The sequence below is a fragment of the Brevibacterium sp. BDJS002 genome (assembly GCF_028201555.1).
GTDB lineage: Bacteria > Actinomycetota > Actinomycetes > Actinomycetales > Brevibacteriaceae > Brevibacterium > Brevibacterium aurantiacum.
Genome location: NZ_CP116392.1, coordinates 1,928,783 through 1,946,893 on the forward strand (window position 1 = coordinate 1,928,783; position 18,111 = coordinate 1,946,893).

At 63.0% G+C, this 18,111-nt stretch carries 14 protein-coding genes, 1 tRNA gene and 1 pseudogene; all 16 read left to right on the forward strand.

The genetic code is table 11. The features are described from left to right. Positions 1-42 precede the first annotated feature (42 nt). The 16 genes and pseudogenes from PGC08_RS08990 to atpB all read left to right on the forward strand — a co-directional run bounded on the left by PGC08_RS08990 (position 43) and on the right by atpB (position 18,097). Positions 43-118, forward strand: a tRNA-Arg gene (locus PGC08_RS08990). Positions 119-212: 94 nt separating this feature from the next. Next, positions 213-968 carry an ABC transporter ATP-binding protein gene (locus PGC08_RS08995; RefSeq protein WP_113717816.1) on the forward strand — a complete coding sequence of 252 codons (756 nt, stop codon included), beginning with the start codon at positions 213-215 and terminating at the stop codon, positions 966-968. Then, entirely contained in the window at positions 965-3,514 is a 2,550-nt protein-coding gene (locus tag PGC08_RS09000) for an FtsX-like permease family protein (protein WP_271709989.1), read from the forward strand. Before PGC08_RS08995 ends, PGC08_RS09000 begins: the two co-directional genes overlap by 4 nt. Positions 3,515-3,559: 45 nt before the next feature. Beyond that, complete coding sequence (locus tag PGC08_RS09005) at positions 3,560-4,735, forward strand: MFS transporter (protein WP_096146434.1); 1,176 nt, start codon at positions 3,560-3,562, stop codon at positions 4,733-4,735. Positions 4,736-4,820: 85 nt separating this feature from the next. Continuing rightward, positions 4,821-5,723 carry a DALR anticodon-binding domain-containing protein gene (locus tag PGC08_RS09010; protein WP_009884037.1) on the forward strand — a complete coding sequence of 301 codons (903 nt, stop codon included), beginning with the start codon at positions 4,821-4,823 and terminating at the stop codon, positions 5,721-5,723. Next, the gene (lysA, locus tag PGC08_RS09015) at positions 5,723-7,159 is read left to right on the forward strand and encodes a diaminopimelate decarboxylase (protein WP_101583637.1); all 1,437 of its coding nucleotides are present in this window, start codon (positions 5,723-5,725) and stop codon (positions 7,157-7,159) included. The genes PGC08_RS09010 and lysA overlap by 1 nt, the downstream gene beginning before the upstream one ends. Positions 7,160-7,190: 31 nt before the next feature. After that, entirely contained in the window at positions 7,191-8,498 is a 1,308-nt protein-coding gene (locus PGC08_RS09020) for a homoserine dehydrogenase (protein ID WP_009884039.1), read from the forward strand. A 2-nt stretch (positions 8,499-8,500) separates the two neighbouring features. Next, the gene (gene thrC / locus PGC08_RS09025; RefSeq protein WP_096158670.1) at positions 8,501-9,589 is read left to right on the forward strand and encodes a threonine synthase; all 1,089 of its coding nucleotides are present in this window, start codon (positions 8,501-8,503) and stop codon (positions 9,587-9,589) included. A gap of 2 nt (positions 9,590-9,591) precedes the next feature. After that, the gene (thrB, locus tag PGC08_RS09030) at positions 9,592-10,494 is read left to right on the forward strand and encodes a homoserine kinase (protein WP_009884041.1); all 903 of its coding nucleotides are present in this window, start codon (positions 9,592-9,594) and stop codon (positions 10,492-10,494) included. A 225-nt stretch (positions 10,495-10,719) separates the two neighbouring features. Continuing rightward, positions 10,720-12,808 (forward strand): annotated as a pseudogene (gene rho / locus PGC08_RS09035) (transcription termination factor Rho). 1 nt (position 12,809) lies between these two features. Continuing rightward, positions 12,810-13,889, forward strand: a complete 1,080-nt coding sequence (gene prfA / locus PGC08_RS09040) for a peptide chain release factor 1 (protein ID WP_009884043.1) — start codon at positions 12,810-12,812, stop codon at positions 13,887-13,889. A gap of 34 nt (positions 13,890-13,923) precedes the next feature. Continuing rightward, complete coding sequence (gene prmC / locus PGC08_RS09045) at positions 13,924-14,811, forward strand: peptide chain release factor N(5)-glutamine methyltransferase (RefSeq protein WP_009884044.1); 888 nt, start codon at positions 13,924-13,926, stop codon at positions 14,809-14,811. Between the two features lie 54 nt (positions 14,812-14,865). Then, complete coding sequence (locus PGC08_RS09050) at positions 14,866-15,516, forward strand: L-threonylcarbamoyladenylate synthase (RefSeq protein ID WP_009884045.1); 651 nt, start codon at positions 14,866-14,868, stop codon at positions 15,514-15,516. After that, on the forward strand, positions 15,517-16,626 hold the full coding sequence (locus tag PGC08_RS09055) for an MraY family glycosyltransferase (RefSeq protein WP_009884046.1): 1,110 nt from the start codon (positions 15,517-15,519) through the stop codon (positions 16,624-16,626). Beyond that, on the forward strand, positions 16,623-17,069 hold the full coding sequence (locus tag PGC08_RS09060; protein WP_096162099.1) for a hypothetical protein: 447 nt from the start codon (positions 16,623-16,625) through the stop codon (positions 17,067-17,069). The genes PGC08_RS09055 and PGC08_RS09060 overlap by 4 nt, the downstream gene beginning before the upstream one ends. A gap of 215 nt (positions 17,070-17,284) precedes the next feature. Next, positions 17,285-18,097, forward strand: a complete 813-nt coding sequence (atpB, locus tag PGC08_RS09065) for a F0F1 ATP synthase subunit A (protein ID WP_236850701.1) — start codon at positions 17,285-17,287, stop codon at positions 18,095-18,097. Positions 18,098-18,111 lie beyond the last annotated feature (14 nt).

The following is an 18,111-nucleotide window of genomic DNA, read 5'->3' on the forward strand; positions in this document are numbered from 1 at the left end:
TTTTGGGAAGCACCACAAGTCGGTGATAGCATTGCATCCGTTGCCCGCGTAGCTCAGTGGATAGAGCGTCTGCCTCCGGAGCAGAAGGTCGTAGGTTCGAATCCTGTCGCGGGCACCATCTGCCGCCCTCCTCATGTCCTGAGGTGGGCGGTTTCTGCTACCACCGATTAAGCTGGATCCCAACGAACCTCAACCAGCTGATGAAGGCCGTGATGACGATTCCTGCGGACGCGAAGAGCGCCGAAGTCGTGCTCAGAGCACAATCCGTGCGCAAAACCTTCGGCCGAGGCGAAACCGCTGTGACAGCACTCGACGATATCTCCGTGGACTTCGAGGCCGGTAGGTTCAGTGCGATCATGGGTCCCTCAGGTTCGGGGAAGTCGACCTTCATGCATGTCCTGGCGGGCCTTGACCGGGTGGATTCCGGTTCCATCACCATGGGCGGTCAGGATATCACCGGCCTCAATGACAAGGAACTCACACAGCTGCGCCGCGATCGCGTCGGCTTCATCTTCCAAGCGTTCAATCTGGTTCCTACGCTGAGCGCCGAACAGAACATCGAACTGCCCGTGTCTCTGGCTCGTCAGCGGATCGATCCCGAGTGGAAAGCCGAGGTCGTCGACCGTCTCGAGCTGGGGGACCGACTCAAGCACCGCCCGCACGAACTCTCCGGAGGCCAGCAGCAGCGTGTGGCCGTTGCCCGTGCGCTGCTGACACGTCCCGACGTGATCTTCGCCGACGAACCCACAGGCAACCTCGATTCGCAGGCGGGAGCAGAAGTGCTGGCCCTCCTGCACGGAGCGACCACCCGCTATGGGCAGACGATCATTCTCGTCACCCACGACCCCGTAGCCGCATCCCACGCGGACCGGGTCGTGCTCCTCAAAGACGGCCGTGCAGGCGGAGAGGTCCACCAGCCGACGAAGGAATCCGTGGTCTCTGCACTGGGCGAACTGAGCGACCTGTGATCTCAGTCGCTCTGGCGGAGATCCGTATCCACTGGGCGCGATTCATCGCTGTGGGAATCGGCATCGCGCTGGCTGCCGGTTTCGTCGCCTCGACTCTGATCATCAGCTCGTCCCTGCAGACAAGCCTCAAAGATTCCGTGGGCCACACGTTCTCCGAGTCCGATCTTGTGGTCATTCCCAGCCAGGACGTCTTCGTCAACGGTCAGGAAGTCGCTCCGGTGACGGAGCCCTTGGAACAGGTCGACGGAGTGGACACCGTGGCCGTCAACGCGCGCACGACGACGACCGGCCGAGGCCAGTCGTTCTCCGAGAGCTCCTTCGCTCTGACTCCAGCACCTGCAGATCCAGACCTTGACACCTTCACCATCACCGAGGGCACTCGACCCGAGTCGATCACCGATCTGGTCCTGGACGCGGAGACAGCCCAGGAACTGGGTGCGAGCATCGGCGACGAGATCCGATTCTCCGTCGATTCCGTTTCTCTGGGGCCCGAGGACGATTCGATGCCCGTCTATCGAGGACCGAGCCAGAGCAACACGATGTTCACCGTCGTCGGACTGGCTGAGATGGGCAGCGGTCCGGCGACTACGGGCACCCATCGTGCACTGACCACCTCGGCGAGCTATCAGGAGTACTTCGCCCAGGAAGGAGATGTCGTCGCAATCCAGGTCCCTCTGGACGACGGTGCCGATCCTGCTGCTGTGCTCACCCGACTGCAGGCGACGATCGACGATTCAGATCTGCGCGGGAGCCTGGAAGCGCTGTCGGTCGCAGACGCCATCGACGTCAAAGCCGAACGCCTCTCCGGCGGCAATGACGTCATCACCTCACTGCTGCTGGTCTTCGCCGGCATCTCCGTCATTGTGGCGATACTCGTCGTGTCCAACACGTTCTCTGTGATCGTCGCCGGACGCAGGCGAGAACTCGCCCTGCTGCGCTGCCTGGGGGCCTCACGTCTTCAGCTCTACGGTTCTGTGGTCACCGAGGGAACCGTTGTGGGACTCTTCGGATCGGTCCTCGGGGTGGCTGTCGGGGCAGGATTCAGCTTCTGCCTAGCCGCGGTGGCGCAGCGGATCTGGCCCAACGAGTTCGCCTACCTGAGCCTGCACATCCCGCTGTCCTCCCTGTTCATCGGTATCGTCGTCGGGGTCCTGCTGACGGTGCTGGCCACCATCCGACCGGCCCGCAGCGCCATCGCAGTCACACCGCTTGAGGCACTTCAACCCTTCGACGAGGCGCTGGCCCCCTCACGCCACAGCAGCCTGCGACACATCATCGGGTGGTCGAGCATCGGACTCGGCATCGTGACCCTCATCGCCTCGCTCCTTCTGGTCGAAAGTTCTCCGGTGTGGATTCTGGGCGGCGCACTCGGCGGTGTTCTCCTCGTCTTCGGGATCGTCCTCTGCTCTGTGGTGATCATTCCCCCGATCGTCGCCGCGATCGGTGATCTGGCTTTCGGTCCGTTCGGAATTCCGGGACGCCTGGCGACATTGAATACCTTGCGCAATCGCCGGCGAACGGCGGCAACCGCGACCGCGCTCGTCATCGGTGTCACCTTGGTGGCGACGATTCTGATCGGTGGAATGTCAACGAAGGCGACATTGAGCTTCGGCCTCGACCAGCGCTATCCGGTCGATATCGCCGTTCCACTCGACGCCACCGTGGACCGTGACACCGTCGACGCCGTGCGCGACATCGCAGGTGTCGAAGCCGCTGTCGTCGCACACCGGGCTGAGGTCCTCAGCGACGAGGGGGACGTGACCCCTGAGCTCTATGTCATCGATCCGGATTCCGCACAGACCGTGCTCAGCGAGGGCGCCGCAGCACCGGTCCCGGGGAAGGTTCTCGTCCCCAGCGACTATGACGCTGAGAGCATCTCGGTCAAGGGCCTGACAGAGGCGACGATTGCGGTTGCCAAAGCCGGCGAGTCGAGTCAGGTGTTCTTCACGACCCCGGACGTCGGCAACGATCTGGGCGTGTCTGCAACATCCACCGCCGTCCTGGTCAAAGTCGATGCGGGTGCCTCGGTCGCCGAGATCTTCCGGATCCAGCAGGACATCGCCGAGGAACTCGACGTCACCAGTGACGAGGTTGGCGGATCGGCTGTGGCACGAGGCGAATACTCCGAATTCATCGACGTCCTCCTCATCGTCGCGGTGGCGTTGCTGTTCGTCGCTGTCCTCATCGCTCTGCTCGGGGTGTCGAACACCGTGAGCCTGTCGGTGATCGAACGTCGGCGGGAGAATTCTCTGCTCCGGGCATTGGGGCTGAGCATCTCACAGCTGAGATCGCTCCTCGCACTCGAAGCAACTCTCATCTCGTCAGTGTCGGCGCTCATCGGGCTCTGCCTCGGTGGTGGACTCGGGATCGTCGGCACCCGTCTGCTCACGAATGACTTCTCCGAACAGCTCATCGTCGACTGGTCACTTCCGGCCACTCTCGGCATTCTGTTCGTGGCGATCCTCGCTGGCCTCCTGTCCGCTCTGGCCCCCGCCAGACGAGCGGCACGACTGTCTCCGGTCGAAGGCCTCAAGCAGGAGAACTGACCCCGCCGAGGTGGGGCCGATGGGCAAGATGGTAGAAATGCAAGCATGAAATCTGCGTGGGCCTCCGTTCTGATCGTCATCGGAATCGTTGTCGCCGCATTCAACCTCCGCCCCGGTGTGACCGGACTGTCGCCGTTGCTGGGAGCCATGGGCTCCGACATACATCTCAGCGCGGCGTTCCTGGCCGTCATCGGCATGCTGCCGCCCCTGCTCTACGGCGTCAGCGGGTTCATCACGCCGAGACTGTACAACCGCTTCTCCGGACTCACGATCACTGCGGCAGTGATGATCATGATCACTGTGGGCTTGGGCCTGCGCGCCGTCGTCGACTCTCCTGCCGTCTTCTTGGGTCTCAGCGTCCTTGCCTTGCTGGGCATGGGCATCGGCAACGTCGTCATCCCGCCGATAGTGAAGTCCTATTTCCCTGATCGCGTTGCTCTGATGTCGACCGTGCACGTGGGACTGCTGCAGCTGGGGACATTCATCCCGCCGCTGGTGGCTGTGCCGCTGGCGTCGAAGATGGAATGGCGGGGATCGCTGCTCGTGTGGGCCGGAGCCGCGGCGCTGGGCGTCGCCGTGTGGGTAGTGATCGCGGTGCTCAGACCTGCACCCCGTGCGCAGGTCTCGGCCGCGGTCGCCGGCGGAAACGAGCTGCTGCGCCTGGTCAAGACCCGCCGTGCCTGGGCCCTGATGACGATGACGGGGCTGACCTCGTTCAACAACTTCATCCTCTTCACCTGGCTGCCGACGCTGCTGACGCGCTCGGGCTTCGACCCGGCCTTCGCAGGCGCCATGCTGGCGTTGGTGACTGCCATTCCACTTGTGCTCGGATTCGTCCTGCCGTTCCTGGCTCAGAAGATGCACACCGCTTCACCGATCGTCGCGGTCTTCTGCGGGTGTCTGGCCGCCGGGTATCTGGGGCTGTGGCTCTTCCCCGCGGCCGCACCAGTGCTGTGGACGGTCCTGCTGGGCATCGGAATCTCGACGTTCCCTCTGGCACTGACCCTGATCACCCTGCGCTCACGCAGTGCCGAAGCCTCTGCCGCATTGTCCGGCTTCGTCCAAGGCGGCGGCTATCTGATGGCCGCGACAGGACCACTGGTCTTCGCTTTTCTGATTCAGAGCTTTGACTCGATGTGGCCTGCCTACGCCGTGGTGCTTGTCTCCACCGCGGTGAAGTTCGCGGTCAGCTTCTCTGCCTGTCGTCCCGGTTCGATCTGAGTTCACCACTGTGGACAGGGAGTCCTGGATGGCGAGTATGACACCTGATTCGTCGTCGGCAACGGGACACGAGTAATCTGATCGAGTGACCCCGGAACTTCTGCAGACCGCTCTGGCGCGCGCGCTGGCGAGCATCGCCTCGGCACGAGGAATCGACAGCGACCGCATTCCGGAACCGACCCTTCGCCGAGGGCAGACACCGCGACACGGGCACTGGGTCTCGCCGATCGCACTGCGCAGCGCCGGCGCAGTGCACACCGACTCGCGGAGCCTGGCGGTGGAGATCGCGTCCAGGCTGCACGACGACGCTTCGATCGCCGAAGTCGAAGTCGCTGGACCCGGGTTCCTCAACATCACGCTCACCCCCAGTGCTCTCGCCGTGATCGCCGCGGACATCGTCGCCGCGGACGACCACTTCGGACCCGAGCAAGGTGTTGCAGCACGCATCGACGCCATCATCGATGAGCGCATCTCCTCCAGCACAGAGCGCCAGCCCCGGCAGCAGACGATGGGCACCGACATCCGCCGCTACATGGCCGCACGCGAGATCCCGGCATCAGCGCATCTTCCCGATGCCCGACAGTGGCGCAGAGCCCACCCGGACAACCCGGTGCACTTCGTCCAAGTCACGCACGCCGCAGCGTGCAGAATCCGACGTCGTGCAGCCGCGGCGGGCATCGACGGCTGGGCGTTCGACCCCACCGCACTGAGCGATGACACCGAGACGGCACTGGCTGCGGCATTGGCGGACTTCATCGCCACAACAGCGCGCGCTGCATCCGCCGGTGAGCCCCAGCGCATCGCCTTCCTCCTCGAAGCCGTCTCCCAGCTGTTCCTTGACTGGACACAGTCATGCCCGGTGACACCGACTCTCGATGAGGACATCACACGCCTTCACGCTTCCCGGCTGGTCCTTGACCGAGCCGCCATCATCGTCCTGGCCACAGGACTTTCACTACTGGGCGTTTCCGCCCCGGAGAGGATGTAATGCCTGCCCACATCGCCGGCACCATGCACGCCACCCCCGCCCCTGTGTGGCTGCCCTACCCAGATGACGTCAACGCGCTCCTGCCCAGCCTGTGGTCGGACAACGTGACGAAGTCCGACGCCGGTGTCCTCACCATCGCCGGGCACGCAGTCACCGATCTGGCCGAACGCTACGGCACCCCGACGCTCGTCATGGACGTCGCCGATTTCAAGGCCCGCGCCGAGAACTACGTCAGCGCATATTCGGCCGCATTCTCCGAAGACAAGGGACTGGCCGGGGTCGACGTCTTCTACGCGGGGAAGGCCTTCCTGTGCACCGCCGTAGCACGGTGGGTTCACGAGTCCGGCTTGGGCGTGGACACGTGCTCTTTGGGAGAGATGATGGTGGCGCGCGCCGCCGGTGTGCCGGGGGAGAGGGTCGGGCTGCACGGCAACAACAAGTCCGCTGCCGAGCTCGAATACGCCCTTGACTACGGTGTGGGACGGATCTTCGTCGACAGCCTCGACGAGATCTCCCTCCTCGAATCGATCGCAGCTGCACGTGGAGTCCTGGCTCCCGTCATGCTGCGCGTCACGGTGGGAGTAGAGGCCCACACCCACGACTTCATCGCCACGGCGCATGAGGACCAGAAGTTCGGACTCTCCGTCTCCGCCGGTACCGCGGCGAAGGCCGCCGAGGCTGTGTCGAACTCCGCGCACCTGCGTTTCGACGGACTGCATTCGCACATCGGATCCCAGATCTTCGACATCTCCGGATTCCAGGTCGCTGCCGCCCGTGTTCTGGCTCTGCGAGCAGAGATCATGGCAGAGCACGGTGTCGACCTGCCCGATATCGACCTCGGCGGCGGCTTCGGCATTCGCTACACCTCACAGGACACACCGATCCCGGTGGCCGAAATGGCGCAGGAGCTCGCCGAGGTGGTGGCAAAGGAGTGCCGTGGACTGGGCACGAACGTTCCCCGGATCTCCATCGAGCCCGGGCGTGCGATCGTCTCCCCGTCGATGTTCACCCTCTATCAGGTCGGCACCGTCAAAGAGGTCGACACCGATAACGGTGTACGCACCTACGTCGCCGTCGACGGAGGGATGAGCGACAACATTCGGACAGCACTCTACGACGCCGACTATTCGTGTACCTTGGCAAATCGGAACTCCGGTTCCGAGCCGGTCATCGTCCGCGTCGTGGGCAAACACTGTGAGTCCGGTGACATCATCGTCCGTGACGAATACATGGGATCCGATGTGTCCTCCGGCGACCTCGTCGCGGTGCCGAGCACCGGTGCCTACTGCCGGTCGCTGGCCAACAACTACAACCACCTGCCCAAACCCGGGGTCCTGGCCGTGACAACGGATAAGGTTGAGTGGATCGTGACCCCCGAGGACTACTCTCAGATGTTGCGCAGCGATCCGGGAATGAACGCCGGAGAACGTGTGTGAGTGCCATAGAAGACAGCGAAAAGGTGAACAAATGCAGGCTTTGAAAGTTGCCATGCTCGGATGTGGAGTCGTCGGCACCGAAGTCGCCGCTCGCATCCAGAATCGGAGCGAGGCCCTGGCCGAACGAATCGGTGCGCCCCTGGAACTGAGCGCAATCGTCGTCCGCGACACCTCGAAGGAGCGCCCGGGAATCGACCCAGGTCTGCTGACGACCGATGCGGAGACCGCCATCGCCGGCGCCGATATCGTCATCGAGCTGATGGGCGGCATCGAGCCTGCCAAGACTCTCATCCGGTCGGCCCTCGACCACGGATCATCCGTCGTCACGGCCAACAAGGCATTGCTGGCCGCCAACTACGGCGAACTCATGTCCGCAGCCGACACCGCCGGTGTCCGTCTTGAACATGAGGCAGCGGTCGCGGGCGCGATCCCGATCATCCGGCCCGTCGGCGACTCGCTGGCCGGTGACCGAATCGATCGGATCATGGGCATTGTCAACGGCACGACCAACTACATCCTCGACCAGATGGATTCCGAGGGCTGGGGCTTCGATGAAGCGCTCACGGCTGCGCAGGAGCTGGGCTTCGCCGAGGCGGACCCGACCGCCGATGTCGGTGGGCACGATGCTGCGGCCAAGGCCGCAATCCTGTCGTCACTGGCCTTCCACGCTCCCGTCACGATCGACGATGTCCACGTCGAAGGCATTGCCGACATCACTCCGGACATGGTGGCCACGGCCCGCGACCAAGGGTTCGTCATCAAACTCCTCGCCGTCTGCGAACGCGTCAGCGACTCACCGGCAGGATCCGGGCTGTCCGCTCGCGTCTACCCGGCGCTGCTGGGACGCAGCCACCCGCTGGCAACGGTCCGCGGCGCGTTCAACGCTGTCTTCATCGAGGCCGAGGCCGCCGGTTCGCTCATGTTCTACGGGCAGGGCGCCGGCGGCGAACCAACGGCGTCCGCGGTCCTCGGCGATGTGGTCTCTGTGGCCCGTCGCAAGGTCCTCGGCGGCCGAGGCCAGTACGAGCGTCCCTTCCACGAGGACTCCCGGATTCTGCCGATATCGGCGATCACCACCCGCTATCACATCACGCTCGACGTGGTTGATCGTCCAGGTGTCCTCGCCGCAGTCTCCGAGGTCTTCTCCGACGAAGGCGCCTCGATCGAGCTCATGCGCCAGACCGTGGGGGAGGTCGATGATCAGGGCACTCAGCACGCGAAACTGGTTCTCGCCACCCACTCGAACACCGACGCGATCCTGCGGAGAACGGTCGACCGCCTCGGCGGCCTCTCCGTAGTGCGCGCCGTCAAATCCGTGATCCGTGTAGAAGGACAGTGACAATGACTGAATTCCCCAAAAAGCAGTGGCAGGGCGTCGTCGAAGAGTACCGCTCTCTCCTCGACATCTCGGAGACCACACCGGCTGTCACCCTGGGTGAGGGCGGGACGCCGCTCATCAAGGCGGAGAAGCTCAGCGAACTCACCGGCGCAGACGTGTGGGTGAAGTACGAAGGACTCAACCCCACCGCGTCGTTCAAAGATCGCGGTATGACGATGGCCATCACGAAGGCCCTGGCTCAGGGCGCGAAGGCCGTCATCTGTGCTTCGACAGGCAACACCTCGGCCTCGGCGGCGGCCTACGCCACCAAGGCCGGGCTCACCTGTGCCGTGCTCGTGCCCTCCGGCAAGATCGCCCCGGGGAAGATGAGCCAGGCCATCGCCCATGGGGCCACGCTCCTGGAGGTCGACGGTAACTTCGACGACTGCCTGACCCTGTGCAGGAAGCTCTCTGAGTCCTACCCCGTCCACCTCGTCAATTCCGTCAATCCCGATCGCATCGAGGGACAGAAGACTGCATCCTTCGAGGTCGTCGACGTACTGGGCGATGCTCCGGATATCCACGTGATGCCAGTCGGCAACGCCGGTAACATCACCGCCTACTGGAAGGGCTACCGCCAGTATCAGGAGATCGGAGCCTCGACGCGCCTGCCCCAGATGTGGGGCTTCCAAGCCGCCGGCTCTGCCCCGATCGTCCTCGGCCACCCAGTCGACGAACCCGATACGATCGCCACGGCCATTCGGATCGGCAATCCGGCCAGCTGGCAGCAGGCCATCGAAGCCCGAGACTCCTCCGGAGGAGTCATCGATTCGGTGACCGATGATGAGATCCTGCGCGCTCACAAGATCCTGTCCCGGGACGAGGGAATCTTCGTCGAACCCGGTTCTGCCGCCTCGGTGGCCGGGCTGCTGAAGATGTCCGAGGCCGGCAGAGTCCCTGCCGGTGCGAGGATTGCGGTCACCGTGACCGGTCACGGACTCAAAGATCCCACCTGGGCCCTGCACACCGCCGACGGTTCCGACATCGAACCGAAGCGGGTCTCCGTCGACGCAGTCAGCGCTGCACGGGCTCTCGGGCTCGAAGACAGGTGAGTGTGAGAATCCAGATCGAGGTGCCGGCCACCTCGGCGAACCTGGGCCCCGGTTACGATGCCCTGGGCCTTGCGCTGGGGATCTTCGACACGCTGACCCTCACGGTCCACGATGAGCCGGTGGATCCCAGTACCTGTGTGAAGGTGACGGGGGAGAACGCCGAAACACTGCCGACGGATCGGTCCCATCTCATCATGCGCGTGCTGCTCGAGGTGCTCGCGGCTGAGTACCCGGAGGCACCCGTGGGATTGGGTGATCGCCTCAGTCTGGAATGTGTCAACCGGATAGCGCATTCGCGTGGCCTCGGTTCCTCCGCCGCCGCGAACGTCGGTGCCATCGCACTGGCCGGTGAGCTCGGTACGTATGTCGGTGGTCAGCAGCTGAGCAGGCAGCGAGTGCTCGAACTCGCCTCCGATCTCGAGGGCCACCCCGACAATGCCGCGCCCGCGGTCTACGGGGGACTGACCATCGCACTGCCCGGCCCTGCACGGTCATGGCAGGTTCCGGCTAACACCGTGAACGAGGTGACTGTGCTGGTGCCGGACGTGCGTTTGGATACGGAGATTGCTCGCAGTGTGATCCCCGTGTCGATCGAGCACGAGGTCGCCGCGGAGAACTCTGCACGGGCTGCGCTGCTCATCCACGGCTTCGTCTCCGATTCATCGGTCCTGCTCGAAGCCACCGACGACCGTCTGCACCAGGAATTCCGACGCGAGGCCTACCCGGAGTCGATGGCACTCGTCGATGCCCTGCGCGCCGATGGTCTGCCCGCAGTGATCTCAGGGGCGGGGCCGACTGTTCTCGTGCTTGCGGGTGCGGTGCCTGAGTCCTTGGTTCCCGACACTGTCACACTCATTCACACCTCCATTGACCTCGGCGGATATCGGGTGGAGCAAAAGAATTAGGCACAGGATTAGCGTGATCGTCGTCGAGCACGTAAACTGGTGGTGTTCCGTCAGTGATCGGGTTTGACGATATGCATCGCGAATCCACTGTCAATGTCACAAATTCTGGAACGTCTCCTGCTCATTCTTAGGCAGGTTATCTTTCACAATGCACCGTCAATGGTGTTTCCGTCGCCGTGAGTAAACGGCTCTTGCCGCACGGCCGAAAGAGGGAGAAGGACCTTCGTGTCTGAAACCACTACTCAAGATTCCGCACCACGCACAGGCAGTCTGACCGCTTTGCGTCTGCCCCAGCTCCAGGAAATGGCAGCGGGACTCGGGATCAAAGGGTACCGTCGACTTCGCAAAGGCGAACTGATCGACGCCATCAACAACCACAACAGCGCTCAGGGCGGTTCGGGACAGGCTCAAGCCGCCCCGAAGACCGCACCTGCCGCTTCTGCAGCCTCCGCCAAAGAAGCTCAGGAAGAGAAGCCCGGCTCCAGCGAAGCAACCGACGAACCCAAGCGTCGTCCGTCCCGTCGCAGCGCTGCTGCCTCGTCTGACAAGGACACCGCCGGCTCTCAGGATGCCGCTGCCTCTGTGACTTCCACGGAATCCTCCGCTGTCGTCGAGACTCCGGCTGCAGATGACAATTCATCTGACTCCACCGCAGACCAGGACAGGCAGCGCTCACGTCGCAGCCGTTCCCGCTCACGTGGAGCCGAAGCTCAGAACGACGACAACGGACACAGCTCCGATGACTCGAACGAGCGTACGGACCGCAATGATCGCGGCAACGGTCGCAATCGTCAGAACGACGACAACAACGACCGCAACGATCGCGGCAATGATCGCAACAACGATCGCAGCAACGGCCGTAACCCGTCAGAACGACGACAACAACGATCGCGGCGATGACCGCAGCAATGATCGTGGCAATGGTCGCAATCGTCAGAACGACGACAACAACGACCGCGGTGATCGCAACAACGACCGCGGTGATCGCAACAACGATCGCGGCAACGGCCGTAACCGTCAGGGCGATGACAACGACCGTCGGAATCGCAACAACAACGATGACGACGATCGCGGCAACCGCCGCGGACGCGGACGCGACCGTGATCGCAAGCGTCGCGGAGGACGCGGCAACGACGAGCCCGAGATCCGCAACGATGACGTGCTCATCCCAGTCGGCGGCATCCTCGATGTGCACGACAACTACGCATTCCTGCGCACCTCGGGCTACCTGCCCGGCCCCAACGACGTCTACGTCTCGGCCTCGATGGTGCGCAAGAACCAGCTGCGCAAGGGCGACGCCGTCGCCGGCGCCATCCGCCAGCCGCGTGAGAACGATCGCAACAGCAAGCGTGAGAAGTTCGACGCTCTGGTGCGACTGGACTCCGTCAACGGCCTGACCGTCGATGATGCTCGTAGCCGTGTCGAGTTCTCGAAGCTGACACCGCTCTACCCACAGGAGCGGATGCGCCTCGAGACCACCTCGAAGCAGCACTCGACCCGACTCATCGACTTGGTGACACCTATCGGCAAGGGCCAGCGTGGTCTCATCGTGGCGCCCCCGAAGGCGGGCAAGACGATGATCATGCAGCAGGTCGCTAATGCGATCACCGAGAACAACCCGGAAGTCCACCTGATGGTCGTCCTCGTCGACGAACGTCCCGAGGAAGTAACGGACATGCAGCGCGCAGTGAAGGGCGAAGTCATCGCTTCGACCTTCGACCGTCCGGCAGATGATCACACGACGATCGCCGAGTTGGCCATCGAGCGCGCCAAGCGGCTCGTCGAAATGGGTTCGGACGTCGTGGTGCTCCTCGACAACATCACTCGCCTCGGCCGTGCCTACAACATTGCGCAGCCAGCTTCAGGCCGCATCCTCTCCGGTGGTGTCGACGCGAACGCGCTCTACCCGCCGAAGCGATTCTTCGGTGCTGCCCGCAACATCGAGAACGGCGGCTCGCTGACCATCCTGGCCACAGCCCTCGTCGAGACCGGATCCAAGATGGACGAGGTCATCTTCGAAGAGTTCAAGGGCACCGGCAACATGGAGCTGCGCCTGTCGCGCCAGCTCGCCGACAAGCGCATCTTCCCGGCCGTCGACGTCAACGCGTCGAGCACTCGCCGCGAAGAGATGCTGATGACCAACGAAGAGATGAAGGTCATGTGGCAGCTTCGTCGCGTGCTGTCCGGCCTCGAACAGCAGCAGGCTGTTGAGCTGCTGATGTCGAAGCTGAAGGAAACCGGCTCGAACGTCGAGTTCCTCATGCAGGTGCAGAAGACGACTCCTCTGCAAAAGTCGTCCACCGACAACAACTGAGATGGCCGACGATGACACCCTCAAGGCCAGCGTCAGCGCATTGCTCGACGAGCATGCACGACTGCAGTCGGAACTCTCCGATCCTGCAGTCCACGCTGACGCTGGTCGCGCCAAGAAGCTGACAAGGCGCTACGCGGAACTCGACAAGGTTGCCGTCACCGCACGTCACTTCGCCCAGCTCGAAGAGGATGCCGCCGCTGCGGAGGAACTCGCGGACGACGACGCCGAATTCGGCGCTGAGGCAAAACGTCTGCACGCTGAGGCCGCTGATGTGGAGACTGAGCTCAGAGACCTCCTGGTGCCCAGCGACCCCGATGACGCACGCGATGCGATCATCGAGATCAAAGCTGGTGAGGGTGGCGACGAATCGGCGCTGTTCGCGGGAGATCTCCTGCGGATGTATCAGCGCTGGATCGACTCACGCGGCTGGTCCTCACAGATCCTGGATGCCACGCATTCCGACCTCGGAGGCTATAAGGATGTGACCTTGGCTCTCAAGGCCAAGGACGACGGTGCCTACGGGTGGGTGAAGTTCGAAGGTGGAGTCCATCGGGTCCAACGCGTTCCTGTGACCGAATCCCAGGGACGCATCCACACCTCGGCCGCCGGAGTGCTCGTATTTCCCGAAGTGGACGAGCCGGAGGAAGTCGCACTCGATGACAACGATCTGCGCATCGACGTCTACCGGTCCTCGGGCCCGGGCGGTCAGTCAGTGAACACCACAGACTCAGCGGTGCGCATCACGCATGTGCCCACCGGCATCACCGCGAGCTGTCAGAACGAGAAGTCACAGCTGCAGAACAAGGAAGCGGCACTGCGCATGCTCCGCGCACGCATCCTGGCCAAGCAGGCCGAAGAGGCCGCAGCCGAGGCCGCTGATATCAGACGGTCTCAGGTTCGCACCGTTGACCGCTCGGAACGCATCCGCACATACAACTTCCCGGAGAACCGGATCACTGACCATCGGACAGGGTACAAGGCCTATAACCTGGACCAGGTCCTTGCCGGTGAGCTCGACCCTGTGATCGGTTCCTGCCGTGAGGCTGACAAGGCCGCACGACTCGACGCACTGGGGGACTGACCTGGATCCGCGCCCGCCCGCTGCCGAAGGGGACGTGTCGACGGTGCTGCGTGGGGCCGCGCAGCTGCTGGCTCGCGCCGATGTCCCGAACCCCGATACCGACGCCGCGGCACTCCTTGCTCATGCCTGGGGCCTCGACGCCTCCGGAGTTGCGCGCAGACGACTCCTCGGCGACACGGTTCCCGCTGAAGTCACGGCGACATTCGCTCAGCTCATCGACCGACGACGACAGCGCACACCGCTGCAGCACATCATCGGAGTCGCAGCCTTCAGACACCTTGAACTGCAGGTGGGCCCCGGAGTCTTCGTGCCACGACCGGAGACCGAGCTCCTCGTGACAGAGGTTCTCGAAGAGTTGGAACGGCAGCAGAACACACACGTGCCCTTCATCATCGACCTGTGCTCAGGATCGGGAGCGATCACACTGTCCCTGGCCACCGAACATCGGCGCCTGCGCGCGATCGGCGTCGAACGCGAGACCCAGGCCCTGAATTGGTCGCTGATGAACTTAGCGGCGGTCGACCTCGGCGAGTCCTCCGTCGATCTCGTCTCCGGCGATGCCACGACCTTCGCCGAGGACAGCCCGCAGCTGTGGGCCAGTGCCGATGTCGTCGTGACCAATCCTCCCTACGTCCCCGATACTGCTGTGCCCCGCGATGCCGAGGTTCGCGAGCACGATCCGGAGGCCGCTCTCTACGGAGGAGCGACGGGGTTGGAGATACCCGGACTCATCATCATCCAGGCTGAGAAGCTGCTGCGACCCGGTGGGTTCTTCATCATGGAACATTCCGAGGAACAGGGCCCGGCAGCCCGCGAACTCATCATGTCGACGGCCAGTCTGAGGCAGGCTGCCACCTACCCGGACTACACTGGACGCGACCGCTACACGGTGGCTCATCGTGTCACCGGTGTCGACCGGTGACGACGAACCAGCCGGTTCTGCCCACTGACCACCACCATCCGAAACGGAGAATTCGTGTCGAGACGATTCGACGTCACCCAAAGCGACATCCGTGACCTGGTCCTTGACGAATGCGCCAGGGTCAGTGAAACGGGCAACCTGCTCGTCATTCCCACCGACACCGTGTACGGGATCGCCGCCGACGCCTTCAGCGCCTCAGCGGTTTCCGCGCTCCTCGCAGCGAAGGGCCGCGGCCGAGACATGCCGCCGCCGGTCCTCGTGCCGCGGGCCGAGACCGTCTTCGGTCTGGTCGACGGCGTCGATGAAAAACTCCTGGCACTGACCGCCCGTTTCTGGCCAGGGCCTCTCACGATCATCGCCAACGCCCAGCCCTCATTGGATTGGGACCTCGGTGACACCCACGGGACCGTGGCAGTGAGAATGCCCGACGACGAATACGCACTCGCTCTCCTGGGCCGAACCGGTCCACTGGCCGTCTCGAGTGCCAACGTCTCAGGATCGCCCGCGGCCACCTCGGCGGATGAGGCGATGGAGATGCTCGGTGACGACGTCGACATCTACGTCGACGGGGGAGTGCGCGAATCGGGAATCTCCTCCACGATCGTCGACCTCACCGGTGACGTCCCGAAGATCGTGCGCGAGGGTCCTGTCACCAGCGATGAGCTGCGCGAAATCGTCCCCGATCTCCTCGACCTGGACGGCTGAGTGCGCGCCTACCTCTTCATCCTCATCATTTCGGCCCTCGTGGCCTACCTGCTGACCCCGATGGTCAAGCGGGTGGCCGAGCGAGGGCAGATCTTCTCGCCCCTGCGCGAACGCGATGTGCATTCCGTTCCGACGCCTAGGTTGGGCGGAGTCGCGATGTTCGGGGCAGTGATCGTGGGCCTCATCTTCGCCTCCCAGACCCCGTTCCTGCAGAGGATCTTCTCGGACATGGGGCCCATCATCGGCATCGCCGGGGCCGCAACGGTTCTGTGTGTGCTGGGAATCATCGACGACATCTGGGATCTCCACTGGATCACCAAACTCGCCGGGCAGGCTCTGGCCGCCGGGTTCATGGCCATCAATGGCGTGGCCCTGCTGTCGATTCCCTTCGGGGGAGTGATCATCGGCTCGCCGCGGATGTCGATCATCATCACCATCTTGGTGGTGCTGGTGACGATCAATGCAGTGAACTTCGTCGACGGCCTCGACGGACTGGCCGCAGGAGTCGTTGCCATCGGCGGCAGCGCATTCTTCATCTACTCCTATGGTCTGGCCCGGGATGCCTCGCCTGAGTCCTATGCGAACCTGGCCTCGCTGATCACCGCCATACTCGTCGGTGCCTGTGTCGGGTTCCTCCCGCATAACTTCAATCCCGCACGCATCTTCATGGGCGACTCCGGGTCGATGCTCATCGGACTTCTGCTTGCGGCATCCACTATCCGCGTGACGGGGCAGGTTGACCCGGCGCTGCTCGGGGAGGAGAGGGTCTTCGCGACCTTCCTGCCGATCATTCTCCCGGTCGCAGTGATGTTCCTGCCCCTGCTCGACCTCGGCCTGGCCGTCGTTCGTCGCCTTCTGGCCGGCCAATCGCCATTCTCTGCCGATGCGAAGCACCTCCATCACAGAATGCTCAGTCTGGGGCATTCGCACGCTCGGGCCGTGCTGATCCTCTACACCTGGACCGCACTCATCGCATTCGGCTCAGTCATGCTGCTGCTGATGCCGTGGATCTATGTGGTCTGCATCGTCGGCGGCCTGTTCGCCATCACCCTGCTCTTCACCTTCTACCCGTTACGGGTCCGACAGAAAGCCAGAGAGGAAATCTCATGACCGATGAGTCTCCCCGCCAGGAAACTTCCGTGCAGGCCGCATGGACGAGAGTCTGGAGGACCATGCTGGTCCGCGGAATCATCCTCGTCGTTGCCGTCGCCGTGCTCGGCATGGGCATCGGCTATCTGGTCTCCGGCGCCGAAGGACTCAACGGCGGTGCAGTGGGCGGGGGACTGGCGGCAGTCTTCATCATCATCACCCTGATCATCATGTATGCAGGGCGCAATATGGGGCTGACCGCGATTGCCGGATTCTTAGGCATCGGATTCCTCTTCAAAGCCTTCATCTTCATGCTCGTCATCTGGCGGCTCAAAGACGCAGCATGGCTGGATGGAAATGTGGCATTCTTCACAATCGTCGTTGCCGTGATCGGGTCATCACTCGTCGAGGCTCTGACGGTGGCCAAGGCGCGTGTGCCCTATGTGGATCCTGAGGCGAACTAGGCAATCCGGACGCACTTCGCGATTGCGACAGGGACTGCCAGAAGATGTACAGTCAAAGGTGATGAATTTGTCGGCAGCTCTCTACAATTGGTAGAGTAGTTGCGGTGCTGGAGCCATTTGTCGCTCCATGTCGCTCCTGAACCTACTGCCACGCAGGTCCTGCGTGGCTAAGGCCAGGCCATCAAGGCTTTTGACCATGGGAGAGTAAAGGAAACGTGGGAACACTCAACGCTGCGAACACAACGATCCAAGCCGCTGAAAGTGGTTTTCACGCCCCATCCATGGCGGAGTTCTTCCCCGCCGCGTTCCTCTTCGAAGGCACTCCCTTTGAGATGAACCGCGTGATGCTCATCCGCGTCCTCGCCACCGTCGCAGTCGTTGTTCTGCTTGCAGTGTGGGCCAAGCGCATGAAGCTGGTCCCCAGCCGTTTCCAGTCAGCTATGGAGCTGGCCATGGAATTCGTCACGGTCGGCATCGCCGAAGACACCTTGGGCAAGGAAAAAGCCAAGAAATTCATGCCGCTGATCGTTGCCATCTTCTTCGGCATCCTGTTCTGGAACGTCACGAAGCTCATTCCGTTCCTCAACATGCCAGGCACCGGCGTGATCGGTCTGCCGATCGTCCTCACACTGACGGTCTACGTCACGTACCACTGGGCCGGCATCTCCGAGAAGGGCTTCGGTCGCTACATCAAGGATTCTCTGATCCTTCCCGGCGTCCCTTGGCCGATGCACATCCTGCTCATCCCCATCGAGTTCCTGACCAAGTTCGTGACTCAGCCGTTCACCTTGGCGATTCGACTCTTTGCCAACATGATGGTCGGCCACCTCCTCCTGGTGCTGTGCTTCTCTGCAACGAGCTTCTTCCTGTTCGATGCTGCCAACGGGTTCCAGTTCTTCTCGATCATCACCTTCGCCGGCGGATTCTTCGTCTTCATCCTTGAGATGCTGATCGTCGTCCTGCAGGCCTACATCTTCGCTCTTCTGTCCTGCGTGTACATCAACGCCGCCATCTCAGACGACCACTGAGTAGCACCCCACAT

Excerpts from the sequence above, each read along its gene's own strand:
- PGC08_RS08995 (WP_113717816.1), top strand. The coding sequence starts at position 213 with ATGACGATTCCTGCGGACGCGAAGAGCGCCGAAGTCGTGCTCAGAGCA.
- PGC08_RS09005 (WP_096146434.1), top strand. The coding sequence starts at position 3,560 with ATGAAATCTGCGTGGGCCTCCGTTCTGATCGTCATCGGAATCGTTGTC.
- lysA (WP_101583637.1), top strand. The coding sequence starts at position 5,723 with ATGCCTGCCCACATCGCCGGCACCATGCACGCCACCCCCGCCCCTGTG.
- PGC08_RS09020 (WP_009884039.1), top strand. The coding sequence starts at position 7,191 with ATGCAGGCTTTGAAAGTTGCCATGCTCGGATGTGGAGTCGTCGGCACC.
- thrC (WP_096158670.1), top strand. The coding sequence starts at position 8,501 with ATGACTGAATTCCCCAAAAAGCAGTGGCAGGGCGTCGTCGAAGAGTAC.
- prfA (WP_009884043.1), top strand. The coding sequence starts at position 12,810 with ATGGCCGACGATGACACCCTCAAGGCCAGCGTCAGCGCATTGCTCGAC.
- PGC08_RS09060 (WP_096162099.1), top strand. The coding sequence starts at position 16,623 with ATGACCGATGAGTCTCCCCGCCAGGAAACTTCCGTGCAGGCCGCATGG.